The organism is Streptococcus pluranimalium, assembly GCF_002953735.1.
In the GTDB taxonomy this organism is placed as follows: Bacteria; Bacillota; Bacilli; order Lactobacillales; family Streptococcaceae; genus Streptococcus; species Streptococcus pluranimalium.
Genome location: NZ_CP025536.1, coordinates 107,462 through 125,000, shown reverse-complemented (window position 1 = coordinate 125,000; position 17,539 = coordinate 107,462). Strand labels below are relative to the sequence as shown.

27 protein-coding genes, 1 tRNA gene, 2 rRNA genes and 1 pseudogene (1 of these 31 only partly in view) are annotated in these 17,539 nt (G+C 39.7%); 1 reads left to right on the top strand and 30 read right to left on the bottom strand.

From position 1 onward, the window contains the following. From C0J00_RS00675 to C0J00_RS00665, 3 genes are all read right to left on the bottom strand, one after another. Positions 1–34: ribosomal RNA gene (locus C0J00_RS00675) — 23S ribosomal RNA — on the bottom strand; it reaches 2,869 nt to the left of the window's first position. Positions 35–186: 152 nt separating this feature from the next. Further along, positions 187–259, bottom strand: a tRNA-Ala gene (locus tag C0J00_RS00670). Between the two features lie 55 nt (positions 260–314). Next, positions 315–1,873: ribosomal RNA gene (locus C0J00_RS00665) — 16S ribosomal RNA — on the bottom strand. Together the 16S and 23S rRNA genes with 1 tRNA gene alongside form the textbook arrangement of a ribosomal RNA operon. Positions 1,874–3,260: 1,387 nt before the next feature. Here C0J00_RS00665 and C0J00_RS00660 point away from each other — a divergent pair. Next, positions 3,261–3,794 (top strand): annotated as a pseudogene (locus C0J00_RS00660) (transposase); the annotation flags it as partial. 208 nt (positions 3,795–4,002) lie between these two features. On the opposite strand, the gene rplQ reads toward C0J00_RS00660, so the two are convergent. The 27 genes from rplQ to rplD all read right to left on the bottom strand — a co-directional run bounded on the left by rplQ (position 4,003) and on the right by rplD (position 17,516). Then, complete coding sequence (gene rplQ / locus C0J00_RS00655) at positions 4,003–4,389, bottom strand: 50S ribosomal protein L17 (protein ID WP_104967097.1); 387 nt, start codon at positions 4,387–4,389, stop codon at positions 4,003–4,005. 14 nt (positions 4,390–4,403) lie between these two features. Continuing rightward, complete coding sequence (locus C0J00_RS00650) at positions 4,404–5,342, bottom strand: DNA-directed RNA polymerase subunit alpha (protein WP_104967096.1); 939 nt, start codon at positions 5,340–5,342, stop codon at positions 4,404–4,406. 44 nt (positions 5,343–5,386) lie between these two features. Next, positions 5,387–5,770, bottom strand: coding sequence for a 30S ribosomal protein S11 (rpsK, locus tag C0J00_RS00645; RefSeq protein WP_018166218.1), 384 nt, complete (start codon positions 5,768–5,770; stop codon positions 5,387–5,389). A 17-nt stretch (positions 5,771–5,787) separates the two neighbouring features. Then, positions 5,788–6,153: a 30S ribosomal protein S13 gene (gene rpsM / locus C0J00_RS00640; RefSeq protein ID WP_104967095.1), complete on the bottom strand. Its 366-nt coding sequence runs from the start codon at positions 6,151–6,153 to the stop codon at positions 5,788–5,790. A gap of 17 nt (positions 6,154–6,170) precedes the next feature. Next, positions 6,171–6,287, bottom strand: coding sequence for a 50S ribosomal protein L36 (gene rpmJ / locus C0J00_RS00635; RefSeq protein WP_079268439.1), 117 nt, complete (start codon positions 6,285–6,287; stop codon positions 6,171–6,173). A gap of 24 nt (positions 6,288–6,311) precedes the next feature. Beyond that, the gene (gene infA, locus C0J00_RS00630) at positions 6,312–6,530 is read right to left on the bottom strand and encodes a translation initiation factor IF-1 (protein ID WP_001040189.1); all 219 of its coding nucleotides are present in this window, start codon (positions 6,528–6,530) and stop codon (positions 6,312–6,314) included. 117 nt (positions 6,531–6,647) lie between these two features. Then, positions 6,648–7,289: an adenylate kinase gene (locus C0J00_RS00625; RefSeq protein WP_104967094.1), complete on the bottom strand. Its 642-nt coding sequence runs from the start codon at positions 7,287–7,289 to the stop codon at positions 6,648–6,650. Positions 7,290–7,419: 130 nt separating this feature from the next. Next, the gene (gene secY, locus C0J00_RS00620) at positions 7,420–8,724 is read right to left on the bottom strand and encodes a preprotein translocase subunit SecY (protein WP_104967093.1); all 1,305 of its coding nucleotides are present in this window, start codon (positions 8,722–8,724) and stop codon (positions 7,420–7,422) included. A 48-nt stretch (positions 8,725–8,772) separates the two neighbouring features. Continuing rightward, a complete protein-coding gene (rplO, locus tag C0J00_RS00615) occupies positions 8,773–9,213 on the bottom strand; it encodes a 50S ribosomal protein L15 (protein WP_104967092.1) in 441 nt (146 codons plus the stop codon). A gap of 122 nt (positions 9,214–9,335) precedes the next feature. Then, positions 9,336–9,518 carry a 50S ribosomal protein L30 gene (rpmD, locus tag C0J00_RS00610; protein WP_003046072.1) on the bottom strand — a complete coding sequence of 61 codons (183 nt, stop codon included), beginning with the start codon at positions 9,516–9,518 and terminating at the stop codon, positions 9,336–9,338. A 13-nt stretch (positions 9,519–9,531) separates the two neighbouring features. Further along, the gene (rpsE, locus tag C0J00_RS00605; protein ID WP_017768911.1) at positions 9,532–10,026 is read right to left on the bottom strand and encodes a 30S ribosomal protein S5; all 495 of its coding nucleotides are present in this window, start codon (positions 10,024–10,026) and stop codon (positions 9,532–9,534) included. A gap of 18 nt (positions 10,027–10,044) precedes the next feature. Continuing rightward, a complete protein-coding gene (gene rplR, locus C0J00_RS00600; RefSeq protein ID WP_017768912.1) occupies positions 10,045–10,401 on the bottom strand; it encodes a 50S ribosomal protein L18 in 357 nt (118 codons plus the stop codon). A gap of 103 nt (positions 10,402–10,504) precedes the next feature. Further along, a complete protein-coding gene (rplF, locus tag C0J00_RS00595; protein ID WP_017768913.1) occupies positions 10,505–11,041 on the bottom strand; it encodes a 50S ribosomal protein L6 in 537 nt (178 codons plus the stop codon). A gap of 203 nt (positions 11,042–11,244) precedes the next feature. Further along, positions 11,245–11,643 (bottom strand): 30S ribosomal protein S8, encoded by a 399-nt coding sequence (gene rpsH, locus C0J00_RS00590; RefSeq protein WP_018380223.1) that lies wholly within the window; start codon positions 11,641–11,643, stop codon positions 11,245–11,247. A 231-nt stretch (positions 11,644–11,874) separates the two neighbouring features. Continuing rightward, entirely contained in the window at positions 11,875–12,060 is a 186-nt protein-coding gene (locus C0J00_RS00585; RefSeq protein ID WP_018380222.1) for a type Z 30S ribosomal protein S14, read from the bottom strand. Positions 12,061–12,077: 17 nt separating this feature from the next. Then, the gene (rplE, locus tag C0J00_RS00580) at positions 12,078–12,620 is read right to left on the bottom strand and encodes a 50S ribosomal protein L5 (RefSeq protein WP_104967091.1); all 543 of its coding nucleotides are present in this window, start codon (positions 12,618–12,620) and stop codon (positions 12,078–12,080) included. A 24-nt stretch (positions 12,621–12,644) separates the two neighbouring features. Beyond that, entirely contained in the window at positions 12,645–12,950 is a 306-nt protein-coding gene (gene rplX / locus C0J00_RS00575; protein ID WP_104967090.1) for a 50S ribosomal protein L24, read from the bottom strand. Between the two features lie 81 nt (positions 12,951–13,031). Further along, positions 13,032–13,400, bottom strand: coding sequence for a 50S ribosomal protein L14 (gene rplN / locus C0J00_RS00570; RefSeq protein WP_017768918.1), 369 nt, complete (start codon positions 13,398–13,400; stop codon positions 13,032–13,034). A 24-nt stretch (positions 13,401–13,424) separates the two neighbouring features. Beyond that, positions 13,425–13,685: a 30S ribosomal protein S17 gene (gene rpsQ, locus C0J00_RS00565; RefSeq protein ID WP_017768919.1), complete on the bottom strand. Its 261-nt coding sequence runs from the start codon at positions 13,683–13,685 to the stop codon at positions 13,425–13,427. Positions 13,686–13,711: 26 nt separating this feature from the next. Next, the gene (gene rpmC, locus C0J00_RS00560) at positions 13,712–13,918 is read right to left on the bottom strand and encodes a 50S ribosomal protein L29 (RefSeq protein WP_017768920.1); all 207 of its coding nucleotides are present in this window, start codon (positions 13,916–13,918) and stop codon (positions 13,712–13,714) included. A gap of 9 nt (positions 13,919–13,927) precedes the next feature. Next, positions 13,928–14,341, bottom strand: a complete 414-nt coding sequence (gene rplP, locus C0J00_RS00555; RefSeq protein WP_017768921.1) for a 50S ribosomal protein L16 — start codon at positions 14,339–14,341, stop codon at positions 13,928–13,930. Positions 14,342–14,344: 3 nt separating this feature from the next. Beyond that, positions 14,345–14,998: a 30S ribosomal protein S3 gene (gene rpsC, locus C0J00_RS00550; protein WP_017768922.1), complete on the bottom strand. Its 654-nt coding sequence runs from the start codon at positions 14,996–14,998 to the stop codon at positions 14,345–14,347. 12 nt (positions 14,999–15,010) lie between these two features. Continuing rightward, positions 15,011–15,355 (bottom strand): 50S ribosomal protein L22, encoded by a 345-nt coding sequence (gene rplV / locus C0J00_RS00545; RefSeq protein ID WP_017768923.1) that lies wholly within the window; start codon positions 15,353–15,355, stop codon positions 15,011–15,013. A 14-nt stretch (positions 15,356–15,369) separates the two neighbouring features. Beyond that, a complete protein-coding gene (gene rpsS / locus C0J00_RS00540) occupies positions 15,370–15,648 on the bottom strand; it encodes a 30S ribosomal protein S19 (RefSeq protein ID WP_000533765.1) in 279 nt (92 codons plus the stop codon). 97 nt (positions 15,649–15,745) lie between these two features. Beyond that, a complete protein-coding gene (gene rplB / locus C0J00_RS00535) occupies positions 15,746–16,579 on the bottom strand; it encodes a 50S ribosomal protein L2 (protein WP_104967089.1) in 834 nt (277 codons plus the stop codon). Positions 16,580–16,596: 17 nt separating this feature from the next. Then, on the bottom strand, positions 16,597–16,893 hold the full coding sequence (locus C0J00_RS00530; protein WP_104967088.1) for a 50S ribosomal protein L23: 297 nt from the start codon (positions 16,891–16,893) through the stop codon (positions 16,597–16,599). After that, entirely contained in the window at positions 16,893–17,516 is a 624-nt protein-coding gene (gene rplD, locus C0J00_RS00525) for a 50S ribosomal protein L4 (protein WP_017768926.1), read from the bottom strand. The genes C0J00_RS00530 and rplD overlap by 1 nt, the downstream gene beginning before the upstream one ends. Positions 17,517–17,539: the final 23 nt, after the last annotated feature.

The window sequence follows — 17,539 nt, the reverse complement described above, 5'->3', positions numbered from 1 at the left end:
AAGGCATCCACCGTGCGCCCTTATTAACTTAACCTTATCTTTGATCTTACGATCTAAACTCATTAAATACTTACAGCGTTTCGGTTTATTTTCTTGTTACTTTCTACAATTATCTTTCGATAATCGTGGAATTTGATATAGATATTCAATTTTCAATGGACTATCTTAACATCTGTCTGATGTTAATGGAGCCTAGCGGGATCGAACCGCTGACCTCCTGCGTGCAAAGCAGGCGCTCTCCCAGCTGAGCTAAGGCCCCACAAAGACCTCTCAAAACTAAATAAAGATCCCAAACGTGCTTCCGTTTTCCTTAGAAAGGAGGTGATCCAGCCGCACCTTCCGATACGGCTACCTTGTTACGACTTCACCCCAATCATCTATCCCACCTTAGGCGGCTGGCTCCTAAAAGGTTACCTCACCGACTTCGGGTGTTACAAACTCTCGTGGTGTGACGGGCGGTGTGTACAAGGCCCGGGAACGTATTCACCGCGGCGTGCTGATCCGCGATTACTAGCGATTCCGACTTCATGTAGGCGAGTTGCAGCCTACAATCCGAACTGAGATCGGCTTTAAGAGATTGGCTTACTGTCACCAGTTCGCTGCTCGTTGTACCGACCATTGTAGCACGTGTGTAGCCCAGGTCATAAGGGGCATGATGATTTGACGTCATCCCCACCTTCCTCCGGTTTATTACCGGCAGTCTCGCTAGAGTGCCCAACTAAATGATGGCAACTAACAATAGGGGTTGCGCTCGTTGCGGGACTTAACCCAACATCTCACGACACGAGCTGACGACAACCATGCACCACCTGTCACCGATGTACCGAAGTAAAATCCTATCTCTAGGACGGGCATCGGGATGTCAAGACCTGGTAAGGTTCTTCGCGTTGCTTCGAATTAAACCACATGCTCCACCGCTTGTGCGGGCCCCCGTCAATTCCTTTGAGTTTCAACCTTGCGGTCGTACTCCCCAGGCGGAGTGCTTAATGCGTTAGCTGCGGCACTGAGTCCCGGAAAGGACCCAACACCTAGCACTCATCGTTTACGGCGTGGACTACCAGGGTATCTAATCCTGTTCGCTACCCACGCTTTCGAGCCTCAGTGTCAGTTACAGACCAGAGAGCCGCTTTCGCCACCGGTGTTCCTCCATATATCTACGCATTTCACCGCTACACATGGAATTCCACTCTCCCCTTCTGCACTCAAGTTTAACAGTTTCCAAAGCGTACATTGGTTGAGCCAATGCCTTTAACTTCAGACTTATTAAACCACCTGCGCTCGCTTTACGCCCAATAAATCCGGACAACGCTCGGGACCTACGTATTACCGCGGCTGCTGGCACGTAGTTAGCCGTCCCTTTCTGATAAGCTACCGTCACAGAGTAAACTTTCCACTCTTACTCCCGTTCTTCGCTTATAACAGAGCTTTACGATCCGAAAACCTTCTTCACTCACGCGGCGTTGCTCGGTCAGGGTTCCCCCCATTGCCGAAGATTCCCTACTGCTGCCTCCCGTAGGAGTCTGGGCCGTGTCTCAGTCCCAGTGTGGCCGATCACCCTCTCAGGTCGGCTATGTATCGATGCCTTGGTAAGCCGTTACCTTACCAACTAGCTAATACAACGCAGGTCCATCTCATAGTGAAGCAATTGCTCCTTTTAAATTAACAACATGTGTTGTCAACTCTTATGCGGTATTAGCTATCGTTTCCAATAGTTATCCCCCGCTATAAGGTAGGTTACCTACGCGTTACTCACCCGTTCGCGACTCAATCAATTCAAATGTAGCAAGCTACGGGAGAATCAATTGCGTTCCACTTGCATGTATTAGGCACGCCGCCAGCGTTCGTCCTGAGCCAGGATCAAACTCTCATTAAATAGTTTGAGCTATGCTCAGTCAGTTACCATCTGACTTATTTTTCTTCTTGACAGGTTACTTTCGTAACCCGCACGTTTGGTTTCTTTATCCAGTTTTCAAAGGTCTTATCGCCCCCTTCGAGGCAACTTCTATATTCTAACAAACTAACGGCCACTTGTCAATAACTTTTTCTCCTTTTTTTGAAGACGCTCTTGAAGTGATCTCGCGTTTTGAGAACTTTTATATATTACTATATTTCTTTATGGGTTGTCAATAACTTTTTTACAATTTTTCGGGTTTTTTCATAGATAAAATGATTCTACTTAATTCCTACTTCCTTCTTGAGACTAAAAGTTGGCTTGAGAAGTTTTTTGAGGAGAATTAAATCTGACAACTTTAAACCTAGAAATGCGATTTTATTCATAATAAGACCATCATACCATTCATTATCATTATTTTATTTAAACTTGGACTTAGTCAAACCACTATAAAGATTTTACGATTATATCTGAAGATTCTTAAACATAAATAATACGCCCGAACACTCAGCAGAGGCAGTCTTTCTTCTCCTTGTTTTGATAAATCAAACTATGTCTGCAATAGCTACTCTACGAGAAGTCAAACTGAGGCTATAAGTAAATATTCTATTTTACGAAACACCTTCATAGTTTATCCTCGTGAAGGAATCAACTTGACCCCAGAATTTCCTGGAGGTCTCATAGAGTTTTATTAGACAGTGTAAATTTGGAACAATATACCCATATCACTCCTTTAAAAACCATGACTTCGATTTCATTTCTTCCATCACCTCATGTTTGGATGGATTCTCTCTCTTATGTCTTTCGTTCTTTCTATCTATGCCTGTCAAATTCATAACGAGACGAAATGCGTACCTTCCCTAAATCACTCAATAGGTAAAAACATGTTGAATGTACAAAGAATTCTAATATGATCTAAATCAAAGATAATCTTAATTCTTGATGATAAATACCTACTGCTTCCGAGATTATCTATCGAACTCACTACTGAATCTCTATGCATCTTTATGCAGTTTTATCTTAGCACAGCTTTAGGACATTAAACTATGAATCAAGATTATCTAACAACCTTCAAGATTTTATTGATTACTGTTATAAAGCAAGGCAGATAGATTTTAATCTTTTCCCTATCATTTTAAAAAACCACAGAGAGTTTATAAGAATGATATTTAAAGTAACGTTAGAGACTTATCAAAGTTAAAGCGGGAAATTACATACCCTTTTCTCTCATTTTTCCTAAATATACGTATCTCTCGAGAGTATAACTAAAAGAATATTAACTTCATTTACCGGTATATCAATACTGTAAAAGACTTTTAAATGAGAAATAATTGAACCTACAGTAGCTCACTTTGAGACAGATACGTATTTAGTTTACATAGCTTTTCAGAAACACACGTCGCTGTTGCATAAAGACAGTCGCAACCTATCTCTAAAAACATTCTATTCAAGGGCCTTTAGACAAACCTTACCCCTTCGGGAAGTCGTCAAGAAAATCTTACCTTTCTCTGAGGAACTGCGCTATTATTATGACCTATATCAACTATTACTGTTTCATTTTCAAGAGAAACAAGCTAGCCACTTTTTTGACTTGATTGAGGAGCATCTGGATACTATGAATAAAGAATGTCACACAGTCTTCAAAAGCTTTTTGAGATACAAGGACTATATCATCAACGCCTTGGAACTTCCCTATTCTAACGCGAAGCTCGAGGCAACCAACAAACTGATCAAAGATATCAAGCGACAAGCTTTTGGATTCCGGAAGTTCAAAAACTTTAAAACGAAAATACTCATTGCTTTGAATACTAAAAGGGTCAGGGGAGTGACCCTTTTAGGTTGTCTCTCGAAAACCGGAAAGAGACAAATAGAGAGAACCGGAACGACTCTCTCTAGATGTTAGCTATAAGTCACCCACTACAGTTGACGAAGAGCCAAAAAACGCCTGCTTACGAAAGACTTTTGAATTAGAAGTCTTTCGTAAACAAGCGTTACCTTTACCATAATATGATGAGTGTTCCCACTGGGATTAAATCCCAGTGGTAGACCAGAGCTAGACTAAGAAGGAATCCTCCTTCCATCATCATAACACTCAACAAAATTGATAAAAATTAAACAAGTTCAATAATTGCCATTGGGGCAGCATCACCACGACGTGGTTCTGTTTTAAGGATACGAGTGTATCCACCGTTACGTTCTGCGTAACGTGGTGCTAACTCAGAGAACAATTTTTGAAGAGCAGTTGTTGATGTATATTTATCAGTTGCTTCATCATAGTTTTCTGATGCAATTTCGTTACGAACAAATGTTGCTGCTTGACGACGTGCGTGCAAATCACCACGTTTACCAAGAGTAATCATTTTTTCAACGGTTTTACGAATTTCTTTAGCACGAGCTTCAGTAGTTACGATTGATTCGTTAATCAAAAGATCTGTAGTCAAATCACGCAACATTGCTTTACGTTGTGAGCTAGTGCGTCCTAGTTTACGGTAAGCCATGTTATCCTCCTATTTTATTTATCGTTTTTTAGTCCTAACCCTAAATCAGCAAGTTTAACCTTAACTTCTTCAAGGCTCTTACGACCAAGGTTACGGACTTTCATCATTTCTGGTTCACTCTTCTCTGTTAAATCGTGAACAGTGTTAATACCTGCACGTTTCAAACAGTTATAAGAACGAACTGACAAATCTAATTCTTCAATAGTACGATCAAGAACTTTCTCATCGTTAACTGACTCTGTCTCTTTCATAACATCAGTAGTTTTAGCAACCTCAGTTAAATCTGTAAAGAGATTTAAGTGTTCAATCAATACACGAGCAGAAAGACCTAATGCATCTTCAGGAATAATTGTGCCATTAGTCATGATTTCAACAGTTAATTTATCAAAGCCATCATTACTACCTACACGAGCAGGTTCAACTTGATAGTTAACTTTTTTCACTGGAGTGTAGATAGAGTCTACAGCCAATGTGCCTACTGGTGCATCATCTTTTTTATTACCTTCTGCAGCAACGTAACCACGATTTGTAGCTACTGTCATGCTAGCTTTAAAAGAAGCACCTTCAGCGATTGTAAACAGATAATGATCTGAGTTAACAATCTCAATATCGCTATCAGTCAAGATATCTCCAGCAGTAACTTCAGCTGGTCCTTGGACATCAAGTTCAATAATTTTTTCGTCTTCGACGTAAGATTTTACAGCAAGTCCTTTGACGTTAAGAATAATTTGCATTACATCTTCACGTACTCCAGGCACAGTATCAAACTCGTGAAGTACTCCATCAATCTTAATCGAGGTAACAGCAGCACCTGGAAGAGATGATAAAAGTACACGACGAAGAGAGTTACCTAAGGTTGTTCCGTAACCACGTTCAAGCGGTTCGATGACAAACTTACCGTAATCTTTATTTTCATCAATTTTTGTTATTATTGGTTTTTCAAACTCAATCATTTATTTACCCCTCGAAACGAATCTGTGTACTGTATAGTTAATGATTACACACGACGACGTTTTGGAGGACGAGCACCATTATGTGGTACAGGAGTAACATCGCGAATGGCAGTCACTTCAAGACCAGCAGCAGCAAGAGCACGAATAGCTGATTCACGACCTGAACCTGGGCCTTTAACAGTCACTTCAACAGTTTTCAAACCGTGTTCTTGAGCTGATTTAGCAGCTGCTTCTGAAGCCATTTGAGCTGCAAATGGAGTAGATTTACGAGAACCTTTAAATCCAAGAGCACCAGCTGATGACCAAGCGAGAGCGTTACCGTGCACATCTGTAATCATAACAATAGTGTTGTTAAATGTAGCGTGAATGTGAGCAATACCTGACTCGATATTCTTTTTCACACGACGTTTACGTGTTGGTTTAGCCAATTTATTTACCTCCTATTTTATTTTTTCTTCCCTGCAATCACAACAGCTTTACCTTTACGAGTACGAGCATTGTTTTTTGTATTTTGTCCACGGACAGGAAGTCCACGACGGTGACGGATACCACGGTATGAACCGATTTCCATCAAACGTTTAATGTTCAAGTTAACTTCACGACGGAGGTCACCTTCAACTTTAATTGCATCAACTTCACGACGGATAGCATCTTCTTGATCTGTTGTTAAATCTTTAACACGGATATCTTCTGATACGCCTGCAGCAGCCAAGATTTTTTTAGATGTTGTTAATCCGATCCCATATACATAAGTAAGTGAAATTACTACACGTTTATCATTTGGAATATCAACTCCAGCAATACGAGCCATTTTTTCTCCTTTCTATATTATCCTTGACGTTGTTTGTGTTTTGGATTTGTTGGACAAATTACCATAACACGGCCATTACGACGAATCACTTTACAGTGTTCGCAAATTGGTTTAACCGATGGTCTTACCTTCATGTTCTATCCCTCCAATTATTTCGATTATTTAAAGCGGTATGTGATACGCCCACGCGTCAAATCATATGGACTCATCTCAACTGTCACACGGTCACCTACTAAAATACGAATGTAATTTTTACGGATTTTTCCTGAAACAGTCGCCAAAATTTGGTGTCCATTTTCTAATTCAACTGTAAACATAGCATTAGGCATGGTTTCTACAACCTTACCTTCAATTTCAATCACGTCTTCTTTTGCCACGCAAAAGTCCCCCTCTAAATTTCGATTTGATTTCCTCTGAAAACAGAGGTAACAATTATAAGTCAGACTAAGTTATTCTACCACAACTATGTCTATATAGCAAGCAAGATTTATCAATTATTTGATGCGATCAATTGCTTCCTTAACATCTTTAAATACTTGGTCGATTTCTTGATTTCCTTCAATATCTGTCACAAGATTTTGCTCACGATAATGATCTAAGATTGGTTGACCTTGTGCGATATTAACATCCAAGCGACGTTTAACAGTCTCTGGCTTGTCATCTTCGCGCTGGTAGTAATCATCTTCATTGTATTCACCTGCTGGTGGGTTGAAAACTTTATGGAAGGTTTCTCCGGTTTCCTTGTGGATGATACGACCACTTAAACGTTCTACGAGACTATCAGGATTGACATCAATGTTGATAACGCCATCAAGTGTTAAACCTAATTCTGCTAACGTTTTATCCAAAGCATGTGCTTGTTCCAGAGTACGTGGATAACCGTCTAACAAGAAACCATTTTCTTTGATATCAGACTCCGCAAGACGTTCTTTGACAATACCATTAGTCACTTCATCAGGAACTAACTCACCTTTATCAATAAATGATTTAGCAAGTTTACCCATCTCAGTTTCATTTTTCATGGCAGCGCGGAACATGTCGCCTGTTGAAATATGTGAGACACCATAAGTGTCAACAATTTTTGCAGCTTGAGTTCCTTTACCTGCACCAGGTAGACCCATGATTAAAAGATGCATTTGATTCTCCTTTAAAGATAATCCTTAGAAAGCATATGTTTCTAATTAGTTTTGTTTTCAAATAAATCTGCCTTCTATAGACAGACTTATTTAAAAACAAAATAGAAGGTTGACTTAGTCAACCCATACTCTATTTTGTATTCATAAAGCCGACATATTTCTTTTTCAATAAATAGCCTTCAAGTTGTTTCATGCTATCAATTCCTGTTGAAATTAAAATTAGCAAGCTTGTCCCCCCTAATGCAACCGTAGATGTTAAATCGAATACTTGTTGTGCTACGATTGGGATTAATGAGATCAATGCTAAGAATACCGAACCTACTGTTGCTAATTTTTTTAACAGTGATGACATATAAGCTTCGGTTTCTCTGCCAGGTCTAACCCTAGGTATATAAGATCCATTTTTTTGTAAATTTTCTGCTGTTTTTTCTGGATTAACTTGAACAAAAGTATAGAAAAATGAGAACAGAATAATTAACAATGCATAGATTCCCATACCCGCAGGCGTCTGATAAGAGAACAAATTTTGAAGTGTGTTTAGCCATGGAACATCATGATGACTACTTTGGAAAAACGCTAGGATGGAGCTAGGTGCTGCAGTAATCGAGCTGGCAAAGATAACGGGAATAACACCAGCAGGATTAACTTTCAACGGTAAATATGAACTTGTTGGAGCTCCTTGAGCGAGTTTCGTATATTGAATTGGAATTTTATATTCAGCTTGTTGAACAAATGTTGTGAAGAATACAATTAACAGAACTGCTAAAAGTAATAATCCTACAAAAATCCAAGAATTTGTAAGCTCAGAAGATTTCACGTTGACAAAATAGTCTTCATGAATAGATGAAATAGCTCCTGGAATAGATGCAATGATACCAGAGAAGATAATCATTGAGACACCATTTCCAAAACCTTTGTCAGAAATTTGTTCACCTAACCAAGTAACAATCATGCTACCTGAAGTCAATATAATACCAATAATGACATAGGTTTGCCAAGTTGGAGTTGTTACTAATTGAACACTTGACAGAGCATTAAATCCAGCAGTGATACCAATCGATTGAATAAAAGCAAGTACCAAAGAAATATATCTTGTTGCTTGATTTAATTTTCTTCTTCCAACTTCTCCCTGCTTACCCCATTCCACAAATTGTGGAAGGATATCCATTTGTAGTAATTGAACAATAATCGATGCCGTAATATATGGACTGACACCCAAGGCAAATACAGAGAATGAACTCATAGCATTCCCTGATACCAAATTTAATAAATTTAAAAATGGTAAATCAGCTAATTGTTCTAAGCTTTTAGCGTTAATTCCAGGGACTGTTATATGAGTCCCGAGTCTGAAAACAAATATAATAAATAAGGTAAATATAATTTTTCGCCTTACATTTTTTAATTTCAGAGCTTCTTTTAAAATTTTTAAAAACATAATGAGTTACTCCTATTATTCATGCGAACATAATGAGGATCAAACTCATTAGATGACTTCCACAGAACCACCCTTTTCAACGATAGCTGCTGCTGCTGCTTTTGAAAATTTAGCCGCTTTAACATCTAATTTCTTTGTGAGTTCACCGTTTGCAAGGATTTTTACACCTGATTTTTCAGATTTAATAACACCTGCATTTTTAAGAACTGATGGTGATACTTCTGTACCATCTTCAAATACGTTTAAAGCGTCTAGACTTACAAGTACATACTCTTTAGCGTTGATGTTAGTAAATCCACGTTTTGGAAGACGACGGAACAATGGTGTTTGTCCACCCTCGAAACCAAGACGAACACCGCCGCCGCTACGAGCTTTTTGACCTTTTTGACCACGTCCAGATGTTTTACCATTACCAGATGATGTACCACGACCTACACGGTTACGTACTTTACGAGAACCTTCTGCAGGTTTCAATTCATGAAGTTTCATTTCTTTTCTCCTTTTGTTGTACAATGCTAACGCCTCAATGAGGGGAAAGGACTCCCCATTAAGACTCGCCTATACATATTAAGATTAGGCTGGATACAACTCCAACCTAATGTCATTAGTAATTATTTAACGTCTTCAACAGTTACCAAGTGAGAAATCGCCGTAACCATACCACGGATAGCAGCATTGTCTTCTTTAATAACTGATGAGTTCAATTTGCCAAGTCCAAGGGCAACAACTGTTTTACGTTGTTCTGGTTTGCGACCGATTGGAGACTTAGTCAAAGTAATTTTAATTTGAGCCATGTTATCCCCTTTCTTAAGCTAAGTCAGAAACAGATACACCACGAAGTTCTGCAACTTCTTCAGCGCGTTTAAGTTGTTTCAAACCTTCAACTGTAGCACGAACAATATTGATTGGTGTATTTGAACCAAGTGATTTAGATGTAACATCTGCAACACCAGCCAATTCGATGACGGCACGAACAGCACCACCAGCAGCAACACCAGCACCCTCAACAGCAGGTTTCAACAATACTTTCGCTCCACCAAAGTTTGAGAAAACTTCGTGAGGAATTGTTGTACCAACCATAGGTACTTCAATCATATTTTTCTTAGCTGCTTCAACAGCTTTACGGATTGCTTCTGGAACCTCTTGAGATTTACCAGTACCGAATCCTACGCGACCGTTACGGTCACCAACAACAACAAGTGCAGCAAAACGCATATTGCGTCCACCTTTAACAACTTTCGTAACACGGTTGATAGCAACAACGCGTTCTTCAAGTTCCACTGCATTATCTTTAAATGCCATTATTAAGTGTCCTCCCTATTAGAATTTCAATCCGTTTTCACGAGCTGAATCAGCCAAAGCCTTAACACGTCCGTGATAGAGATATCCACCGCGGTCAAACACCACTTCAGAAATACCTTTAGCTACTGCGCGTTCAGCAACAAGTTTACCGACAACAACAGCTTGCTCGGTTTTAGTTCCTTTTGAAACGTCTTTATCAAGAGTTGATGCACTTGCGAGCGTTACACCCGCTACGTCATCAATTACTTGAGCGTAGATGCCTGTATTAGAACGGTAGATGTTCAAACGTGGGCGATCAGCAGTTCCAGAGAGTTTTCCGCGAACGCGACGGTGGCGTTTTTGGCGGAGTTTGTTTTTATCTGGTTTCGAAATCACAATTTTCACCTCTTAATTTATGATTATTTTGTCTATAACAAAATAGTGACATAAATGCTGTTTCATAAGGAGTTTTAGTTTCCTTATGAAAGCTATACATTTATTATTTACCTGTTTTACCTTCTTTACGGCGAACGAATTCACCAACGTAGCGGATACCTTTACCTTTATATGGTTCCGGTGAACGAAGGCTACGGATGTAAGCAGCTGTTTGTCCAACAACTTCTTTATTGATACCTTCAACTACAATTGAAGTTGGGTTAGCAACAGTAAAAGTAATTCCTTCTGGTGCTTCAACTTCGTCTTGGTGAGATTTACCGACTGAAAGAACAAGTTTAGATCCTTGAAGTTGTGCACGGTAACCAACCCCACGCATTTCAAGTTCTTTTTTGAAACCTTCAGAAACACCAACTACCATGTTATTCAAGTTAGCACGAGTAGTACCATGGATTGTTTTCATTTCTTTTGAGTCGTTTGGACGGTGAAGAGTTACTTCAGTTCCTTCAACTTTGATTTCAATATTTTTGTTGAACTCACGAGTGAGTTCTCCTTTAGGTCCTTTTACAGTAACAACATTGTCTTTGTTGCTGATTTCAACACCAGCAGGCAATGTGATCACTTTATTACCAATACGTGACATAGTATTTAAATTCTCCTGTTAAATTGTCAAGCCGCTTAGCGACTAGTTTTCACGGGGCGACTGATATTAGTCTTTTGAGTTTGTTTGCTGATTTGAGCACGATCCGTGGCCTGTGTGAAAAAGATAAATCTTCCTAGAATACGAGCATTCTTCGCTAGATTTTCTATATTCACTTTGCCCACGACGCACTTTAGATCATCATTTTACCAAACGTAAGCAAGAACTTCTCCACCAACGTTCTTTTGACGAGCTTCTTTATCTGTCAAAAGGCCTTCTGATGTAGAAACGATTGCAATTCCGAGTCCGTTAAGAACTTTAGGAACATCTTCACGTTTTGAGTAAACACGAAGACCTGGTTTTGAGATACGTTTCAAGTTTGTGATAACACGCTCACCGTTTTGTCCATATTTAAGGAATACACGGATGATACCTTGTTTGTCATCTTCGATAACTTCAACGTTTTTTACAAAACCTTCGCGTTTAAGGATTTCAGCAATCCCTTTTTTGATGTTTGATGCAGGTACTTCAAGAACTTCGTGTTTTGCTTGATTAGCATTACGAATACGTGTCAAAAAGTCTGCAATTGGGTCAGTCATAACCATTTTTATATTTCTCCTCTTACTAGCAGTTTGCAAAAGCACTTGCTAGTTAATCATTGGGGTTAAAGTCTTGAAAATATGATTTGTTCATTTGAACATGAGTTACGATATAGCACCATGAACAACTGAGCTCGAGCTACAACTTTTGCAAAGAAGATAGATTTCCCTAGAAATAACCCTCTTCGTCAAATCTCCTATCTTTGCTATTGTTGCTTAGCGCTCTCACATCTTATTTTACCAAGAAGCTTTAGTAACTCCAGGGATTTGACCTTTGTAAGCCAATTCACGGAAGCAAACACGGCAAAGTTGGAACTTGCGGTAAACTGAATGTGGACGACCACATTTTTCGCAACGAGTGTAAGCTTGCGTAGAGAACTTCGCAGGGCGTTTGTTCTTAGCAATCATAGATTTTTTAGCCATTTTATTTACCTCCTAAATTATTTTGCAAAAGGCATACCAAGGCCTTTAAGCAATTCGCGACCTTCTTCGTCAGAGTTTGCAGTTGTTACGATAACGATATCCATACCACGAACTTTATCAACATCATCGAAGTTGATTTCTGGGAAGATCAATTGTTCTTTCACACCAAGTGTGTAGTTACCACGTCCATCAAAAGATTTTGTTGGAACACCGTGGAAGTCACGAACACGTGGAAGTGAAACTGAAACCAATTTGTCAAGGAACTCATACATGCGTTCGCCACGAAGAGTTACTTTAGCACCGATAGCTACACCTTCACGAAGACGGAAGCCAGCGATTGATTTCTTAGCTTTAGTAATAAGTGGTTTTTGACCAGAAATGATTGCCAATTCAGCAGCAGCTTTTTCAAGGTTTTTTGCGTTGTTTACAGCATCACCAACACCCATGTTAAGAACGATTTTCTCAACTTTAGGCACAGCCATAACTGATGAATAGTTAAATTTCTCTGTCAATGCAGGAATTACTTCGTTAGTATATTTTTCTTTTAAACGATTTGCCATTTATGCTTCTCCTTTCCTTCGTGATTAATCAAGAACTTCGCCTGATTTTTTGTTGTAACGAACTTTTTTGCCGTCAACAACTTTGTAACCAACACGTCCAGCAACACCGTTTTTGTCAAGGACTTGAACGTTTGATGCGTGGATTGGTGCTTCAACTTCTACGATAGCACCTTGAGGGTTTTCGTTATTTGGACGTTGGTGTTTTTTAATAATCCCAACACCTTCAACAACAACTTTATTTACTTTTGGAAGTGCTTTAAGAACTACAGCTTCAACGCCTTTGTCCTTACCAGCAATAACGCGAACTTTGTCGCCTTTTTTTACAAACATTTGAGTTTTTCTCCTATAATTTCTTACGCCCAAATGGGCACCCTAGGTTTCCCTAGGGGACTTAGTTTGTTTTAGTTAAGATTAAAGTACTTCTGGTGCAAGTGATACGATCTTCATGTAGCCACCTTCACGCAATTCACGTGCAACAGGGCCGAAGATACGAGTTCCGCGAGGAGTTTTGTCATCACGGATGATTACTGCAGCGTTTTCGTCAAATTTGATGTATGAACCGTCGGGACGGCGTGCACCAGATTTTGTACGAACGATAACAGCTTTAACAACATCACCTTTTTTAACAGCTCCACCTGGTGTAGCTTGTTTTACAGAAGCAACGATAACGTCACCGATGTTAGCAAATTTACGTCCTGAACCACCAAGAACTTTGATAGTCAAGATCTCACGAGCACCGCTATTATCAGCAACTTTCAAGCGAGTTTCTTGTTGAATCATTTCAATTTTCTCCTTTTAGTTTGATTAGATAATAACAGCTTCTTCCACAACTTCTACAAGACGGAAGCGTTTTGTAGCTGAAAGTGGGCGAGTTTCCATGATACGAACTTTGTCGCCTTCTTTAGCAACGTTGTTTTCGTCATGTGCTTTGTATTTTTTAGAATAGTTGATACGTTTACCATAGACTGGGTGGTTACGTTTAGTTTCAACTACAACAGTGATTGTTTTATCCATCTTGTCTGATACTACACGACCAACAAGTGTTTTACGTTGATTACGTTCCATTATAAGATTTCTCCTTTCCCAATCTATTATTTCGTTTCAGATTGCACAGTTTTAACACGTGCAATCTGTTTTTTAACTTCGTTCAAACGAGCAGTTTGATCAAGTTGACCTGCTGCAGCTTGGAAACGAAGATCAAAAAGTTCTTTTTTAAGTTCGCTTTCTTTCTTAGCAAGTTCTTCTTGAGAAAGTCCACGAAGCTCTTTAACAAAATCTTTAATTTCTTGAAGTTTCATGTGCTCTCCTTATTCTGCTTCACGTTTTACGAATTTAACTTTAACTGGTAATTTGTGGCCAGCAAGACGGAATGCTTCGCGTGCTACTTCTTCAGAAACACCAGCAATTTCGAACATTACTTTACCACGTTTAACTGGTGATACCCAACCTTCAGGAGCACCTTTACCAGATCCCATACGTACACCGATAGCTTTAGCAGTGTATGATTTGTGTGGGAAGATTTTAATCCAAACTTTACCACCACGTTTCATGTAACGCGTCATAGCGATACGGGCAGCTTCGATTTGGCGGTTTGTAATCCATGAGCTTGTAGTAGCTTGGAGACCGTATTCACCAAAGTCTACTTGTTTTCCACCTTTTGCTTCACCGCGCATTTTACCACGGAATTCACGACGGTGTTTAACACGTTTAGGTACTAACATTTGTTATTTGCCTCCTTTAGTGTTTTTACGAGCTGGAAGAACTTCTCCACGGTAGATCCAAACTTTAACACCTAGTTTACCGTAAGTAGTATCAGCTTCTTCCCAAGCATAGTCGATATCCGCACGAAGTGTGTGAAGTGGAACAGTTCCTTCTGAGTAACCTTCAGCACGAGCGATATCAGCACCGTTCAAACGACCAGATACTTGAGTTTTGATACCTTTAGCACCTGCACGCATTGTACGTTGGATAGCTTGTTTTTGAGCACGACGGAAAGCAACACGTTGCTCAAGTTGACGAGCAATGTTTTCACCAACAAGGTGAGCATCCAAATCTGGTGATTTGATTTCAATGATGTTGATGTGTACTTGTTTTCCAGTCAATTTGTTGAGTTGAGCACGAAGTGCATCAACGTTTGATCCACCTTTACCGATAACCATACCTGGTTTAGCAGTGTGAAGTGAAACAATAACTTTATTTACTGCGCGTTCGATTTCAATAGTTGAAACTGAAGCGTCTGCCAATTCTTTGTTGATGAATTTGCGAATTTTAAGATCTTCATGAAGGTAATCCGCGTATTCTTTTTCAGCATACCATTTCGCATCCCAGTCACGGATGATTCCGACACGCATACCAATTGGATGTACTTTTTGACCCACGAGTTTACCTCCTTATTTTTCTGACACAACTACTGTGACGTGAGTTGTGCGTTTGTTGATTGGTGAAGCTGAACCTTTCGCACGTGGACGGAAACGTTTCATTGTTGGTCCTTCGTTTGCGAATGTTTCAGACACTACCAAGTTAGCTTTTTCCAAACCAAAGTTATTTTCTGCGTTAGCAATTGCTGAGTTAAGAGTTTTTTCAATAACACGAGCTGCTTTGTTTGGAGTGAATTTCAAGATTGCGATTGCATCGGCTACGTTTTTGCCACGGATAGTATCCAAGACAAGACGAGTTTTACGAGGTGAAACACGAACTGTACGAGCCATTGCTTTAGCTGAAGTAATTTCTGCCATAATTAATGTTCTCCTTATCTACGTGTTTTCTTGTCGTCTGCAGCGTGACCTTTGTAAGTACGCGTTGGTGCAAATTCACCAAGTTTGTGACCTACCATGTCTTCTTGGATATAAACAGGAACATGTTTACGTCCATCATAAACTGCAATTGTATAACCGATGAAACTTGGGAAAATCGTTGAACGACGTGACCAAGTTTTGATTACTTTTTTCTTTTCGTCATTTGCTTGAGCTTCAACTTTTTTCATTAAATGCTCATCGACGAAAGGTCCTTTTTTAAGACTACGTCCCATTTTGTAGTATTCTCCTTTAAATAATGTACCACAACGGCTTGCCCGCGAAGCGGGCTACCGAGTTGGCGGATGATTGTTTTAACTAAGCTGACTTAGCTTATTTTTCGTTACGACGACGAACGATAAGTTTATCAGATTTAGCTTTCTTGTTACGAGTTTTAAGACCAAGCGCAGGTTTACCCCATGGAGTAGATGGCGCTTTACGTCCAACTGGTGCTTTACCTTCACCACCACCGTGTGGGTGATCGTTAGGGTTCATTACAGAACCACGAACTGTTGGGCGGATACCTTTCCAACGGTTACGTCCTGCTTTACCAATGTTAACAAGAGATTGTTGTTCGTTACCTACAGTACCGATTGTCGCACGACATGTACCAAGAATCATACGAACTTCACCTGATTGAAGGCGAACAAGAACGTATTTACCTTCTTGACCAAGTACTTGAGCAGATGAACCAGCTGCACGGATGAGTTCGGCACCTTTACCTGGTTGAAGCTCAATGTTGTGGATAACTGTACCAACTGGGATATTAGCAAGTGGAAGTGCATTTCCAACTTTAATATCAGCTTCTGGTCCAGAAACGATACGCTGACCTACTTGAAGTCCTTTAGGAGCGATGATGTAAGCTTTAACACCGTCAGTGTAATGTACAAGAGCAATGTTTGCTGTACGGTTTGGATCGTATTCGATTGTTTTAACAACAGCTTCAACGTTATCTTTGTTACGTTTGAAGTCGATCACACGGTAATGACGTTTGTGACCGCCACCTTGGTGACGAACAGTGATGCGACCGTTGTTGTTACGACCAGCTTTGTTTTTAAGAGAAACAAGCAATGATTTCTCAGGAGTGCTTGTTGTGATTTCTGCAAAATCCAAAGAAGTCATGTTACGACGGCCATTTGTCGTTGGTTTATAAACTTTAATACCCACGTTATTTCCTCCTTAGATTATTCAGCTTCAGCTGCAAACAACTCGATTGCTTTTGAATCAGTTGTAAGCGTGATGATAGCTTTCTTAGTTTTTGAAGTGAAGCCTGTGTAACGTCCGACGCGTTTTGCTTTTGGCTTAACTGTTACAGTGTTTACACTTGCAACTTTAACACCTTCAAACGCAGCTTCAACAGCTTGTTTGATCAAAAGTTTGTGTGCACGTGTATCAACTTCAAAAGTGTATTTACCTGCTTCAAGATCAAGCATTGATTTTTCAGTAATTACAGGTTTTTTGATTACGTCATACAAATTCATTATGCAAGAACCTCCTCGATTGTAGAGATTGCTTCTTTAGTTACAAGAAGTTTATCTGCGTTTACGATATCAAGAACACTTGCAGTTGTTGCTGTTGCAACTTTAACGTTTTTAAGGTTACGAGCTGAAAGTTCAGCAAATTTGTTTCCTTCTTCAACGATAACAAGTACTTTTGAGTCGATGCTAAGTGCTGAAAGAACTTTAGCGAATTCAGCAGTTTTTGGAGCTGCAAATGAAAGAGCTTCAACAGCTACAAATTTTTCGTCAGCTACTTTAGATGAAAGAACTGATTTCAAGGCAAGGCGACGAACTTTTTGTGGAAGTTTGTATCCGTATGAACGTGGAGTTGGTCCGAAGACAACACCACCACCACGCCATTGTGGTGAGCGGATAGAACCTTGACGAGCACGTCCAGTTCCTTTTTGGCGCCATGGTTTGCGTCCACCACCTGATACTGCTGAACGGTTTTTAACCGCATGAGTACCTTGGCGAAGGCTAGCACGTTGGCTGATAACAACATCAAAGACAACTGATTCGTTTGGTTCGATACCAAAGATTGCGTCGTTAAGTTCTACTGAACTCACTTCTTTACCAGCTTGGTCAAATAATTTAACGTTTGCCATTTTAACTGTGTTCTCCTTTCTTA

Coding starts and splice junctions, on each gene's coding strand:
- rplQ (WP_104967097.1), bottom strand. CDS start 4,389: ATGGCTTACCGTAAACTAGGACGCACTAGCTCACAACGTAAAGCAATG.
- C0J00_RS00650 (WP_104967096.1), bottom strand. CDS start 5,342: ATGATTGAGTTTGAAAAACCAATAATAACAAAAATTGATGAAAATAAA.
- rpsM (WP_104967095.1), bottom strand. CDS start 6,153: ATGGCTCGTATTGCTGGAGTTGATATTCCAAATGATAAACGTGTAGTA.
- rpmJ (WP_079268439.1), bottom strand. CDS start 6,287: ATGAAGGTAAGACCATCGGTTAAACCAATTTGCGAACACTGTAAAGTG.
- C0J00_RS00625 (WP_104967094.1), bottom strand. CDS start 7,289: ATGCATCTTTTAATCATGGGTCTACCTGGTGCAGGTAAAGGAACTCAA.
- secY (WP_104967093.1), bottom strand. CDS start 8,724: ATGTTTTTAAAAATTTTAAAAGAAGCTCTGAAATTAAAAAATGTAAGG.
- rplO (WP_104967092.1), bottom strand. CDS start 9,213: ATGAAACTTCATGAATTGAAACCTGCAGAAGGTTCTCGTAAAGTACGT.
- rpmD (WP_003046072.1), bottom strand. CDS start 9,518: ATGGCTCAAATTAAAATTACTTTGACTAAGTCTCCAATCGGTCGCAAA.
- rpsE (WP_017768911.1), bottom strand. CDS start 10,026: ATGGCATTTAAAGATAATGCAGTGGAACTTGAAGAACGCGTTGTTGCT.
- rplF (WP_017768913.1), bottom strand. CDS start 11,041: ATGTCACGTATTGGTAATAAAGTGATCACATTGCCTGCTGGTGTTGAA.
- rpsH (WP_018380223.1), bottom strand. CDS start 11,643: ATGGTTATGACTGACCCAATTGCAGACTTTTTGACACGTATTCGTAAT.
- C0J00_RS00585 (WP_018380222.1), bottom strand. CDS start 12,060: ATGGCTAAAAAATCTATGATTGCTAAGAACAAACGCCCTGCGAAGTTC.
- rplE (WP_104967091.1), bottom strand. CDS start 12,620: ATGGCAAATCGTTTAAAAGAAAAATATACTAACGAAGTAATTCCTGCA.
- rplX (WP_104967090.1), bottom strand. CDS start 12,950: ATGTTTGTAAAAAAAGGCGACAAAGTTCGCGTTATTGCTGGTAAGGAC.
- rplN (WP_017768918.1), bottom strand. CDS start 13,400: ATGATTCAACAAGAAACTCGCTTGAAAGTTGCTGATAATAGCGGTGCT.
- rpsQ (WP_017768919.1), bottom strand. CDS start 13,685: ATGGAACGTAATCAACGTAAAACACTTGTTGGTCGTGTAGTATCAGAC.
- rpmC (WP_017768920.1), bottom strand. CDS start 13,918: ATGAAACTTCAAGAAATTAAAGATTTTGTTAAAGAGCTTCGTGGACTT.
- rplP (WP_017768921.1), bottom strand. CDS start 14,341: ATGTTAGTACCTAAACGTGTTAAACACCGTCGTGAATTCCGTGGTAAA.
- rplV (WP_017768923.1), bottom strand. CDS start 15,355: ATGGCAGAAATTACTTCAGCTAAAGCAATGGCTCGTACAGTTCGTGTT.
- rpsS (WP_000533765.1), bottom strand. CDS start 15,648: ATGGGACGTAGTCTTAAAAAAGGACCTTTCGTCGATGAGCATTTAATG.
- C0J00_RS00530 (WP_104967088.1), bottom strand. CDS start 16,893: ATGAATTTGTATGACGTAATCAAAAAACCTGTAATTACTGAAAAATCA.
- rplD (WP_017768926.1), bottom strand. CDS start 17,516: ATGGCAAACGTTAAATTATTTGACCAAGCTGGTAAAGAAGTGAGTTCA.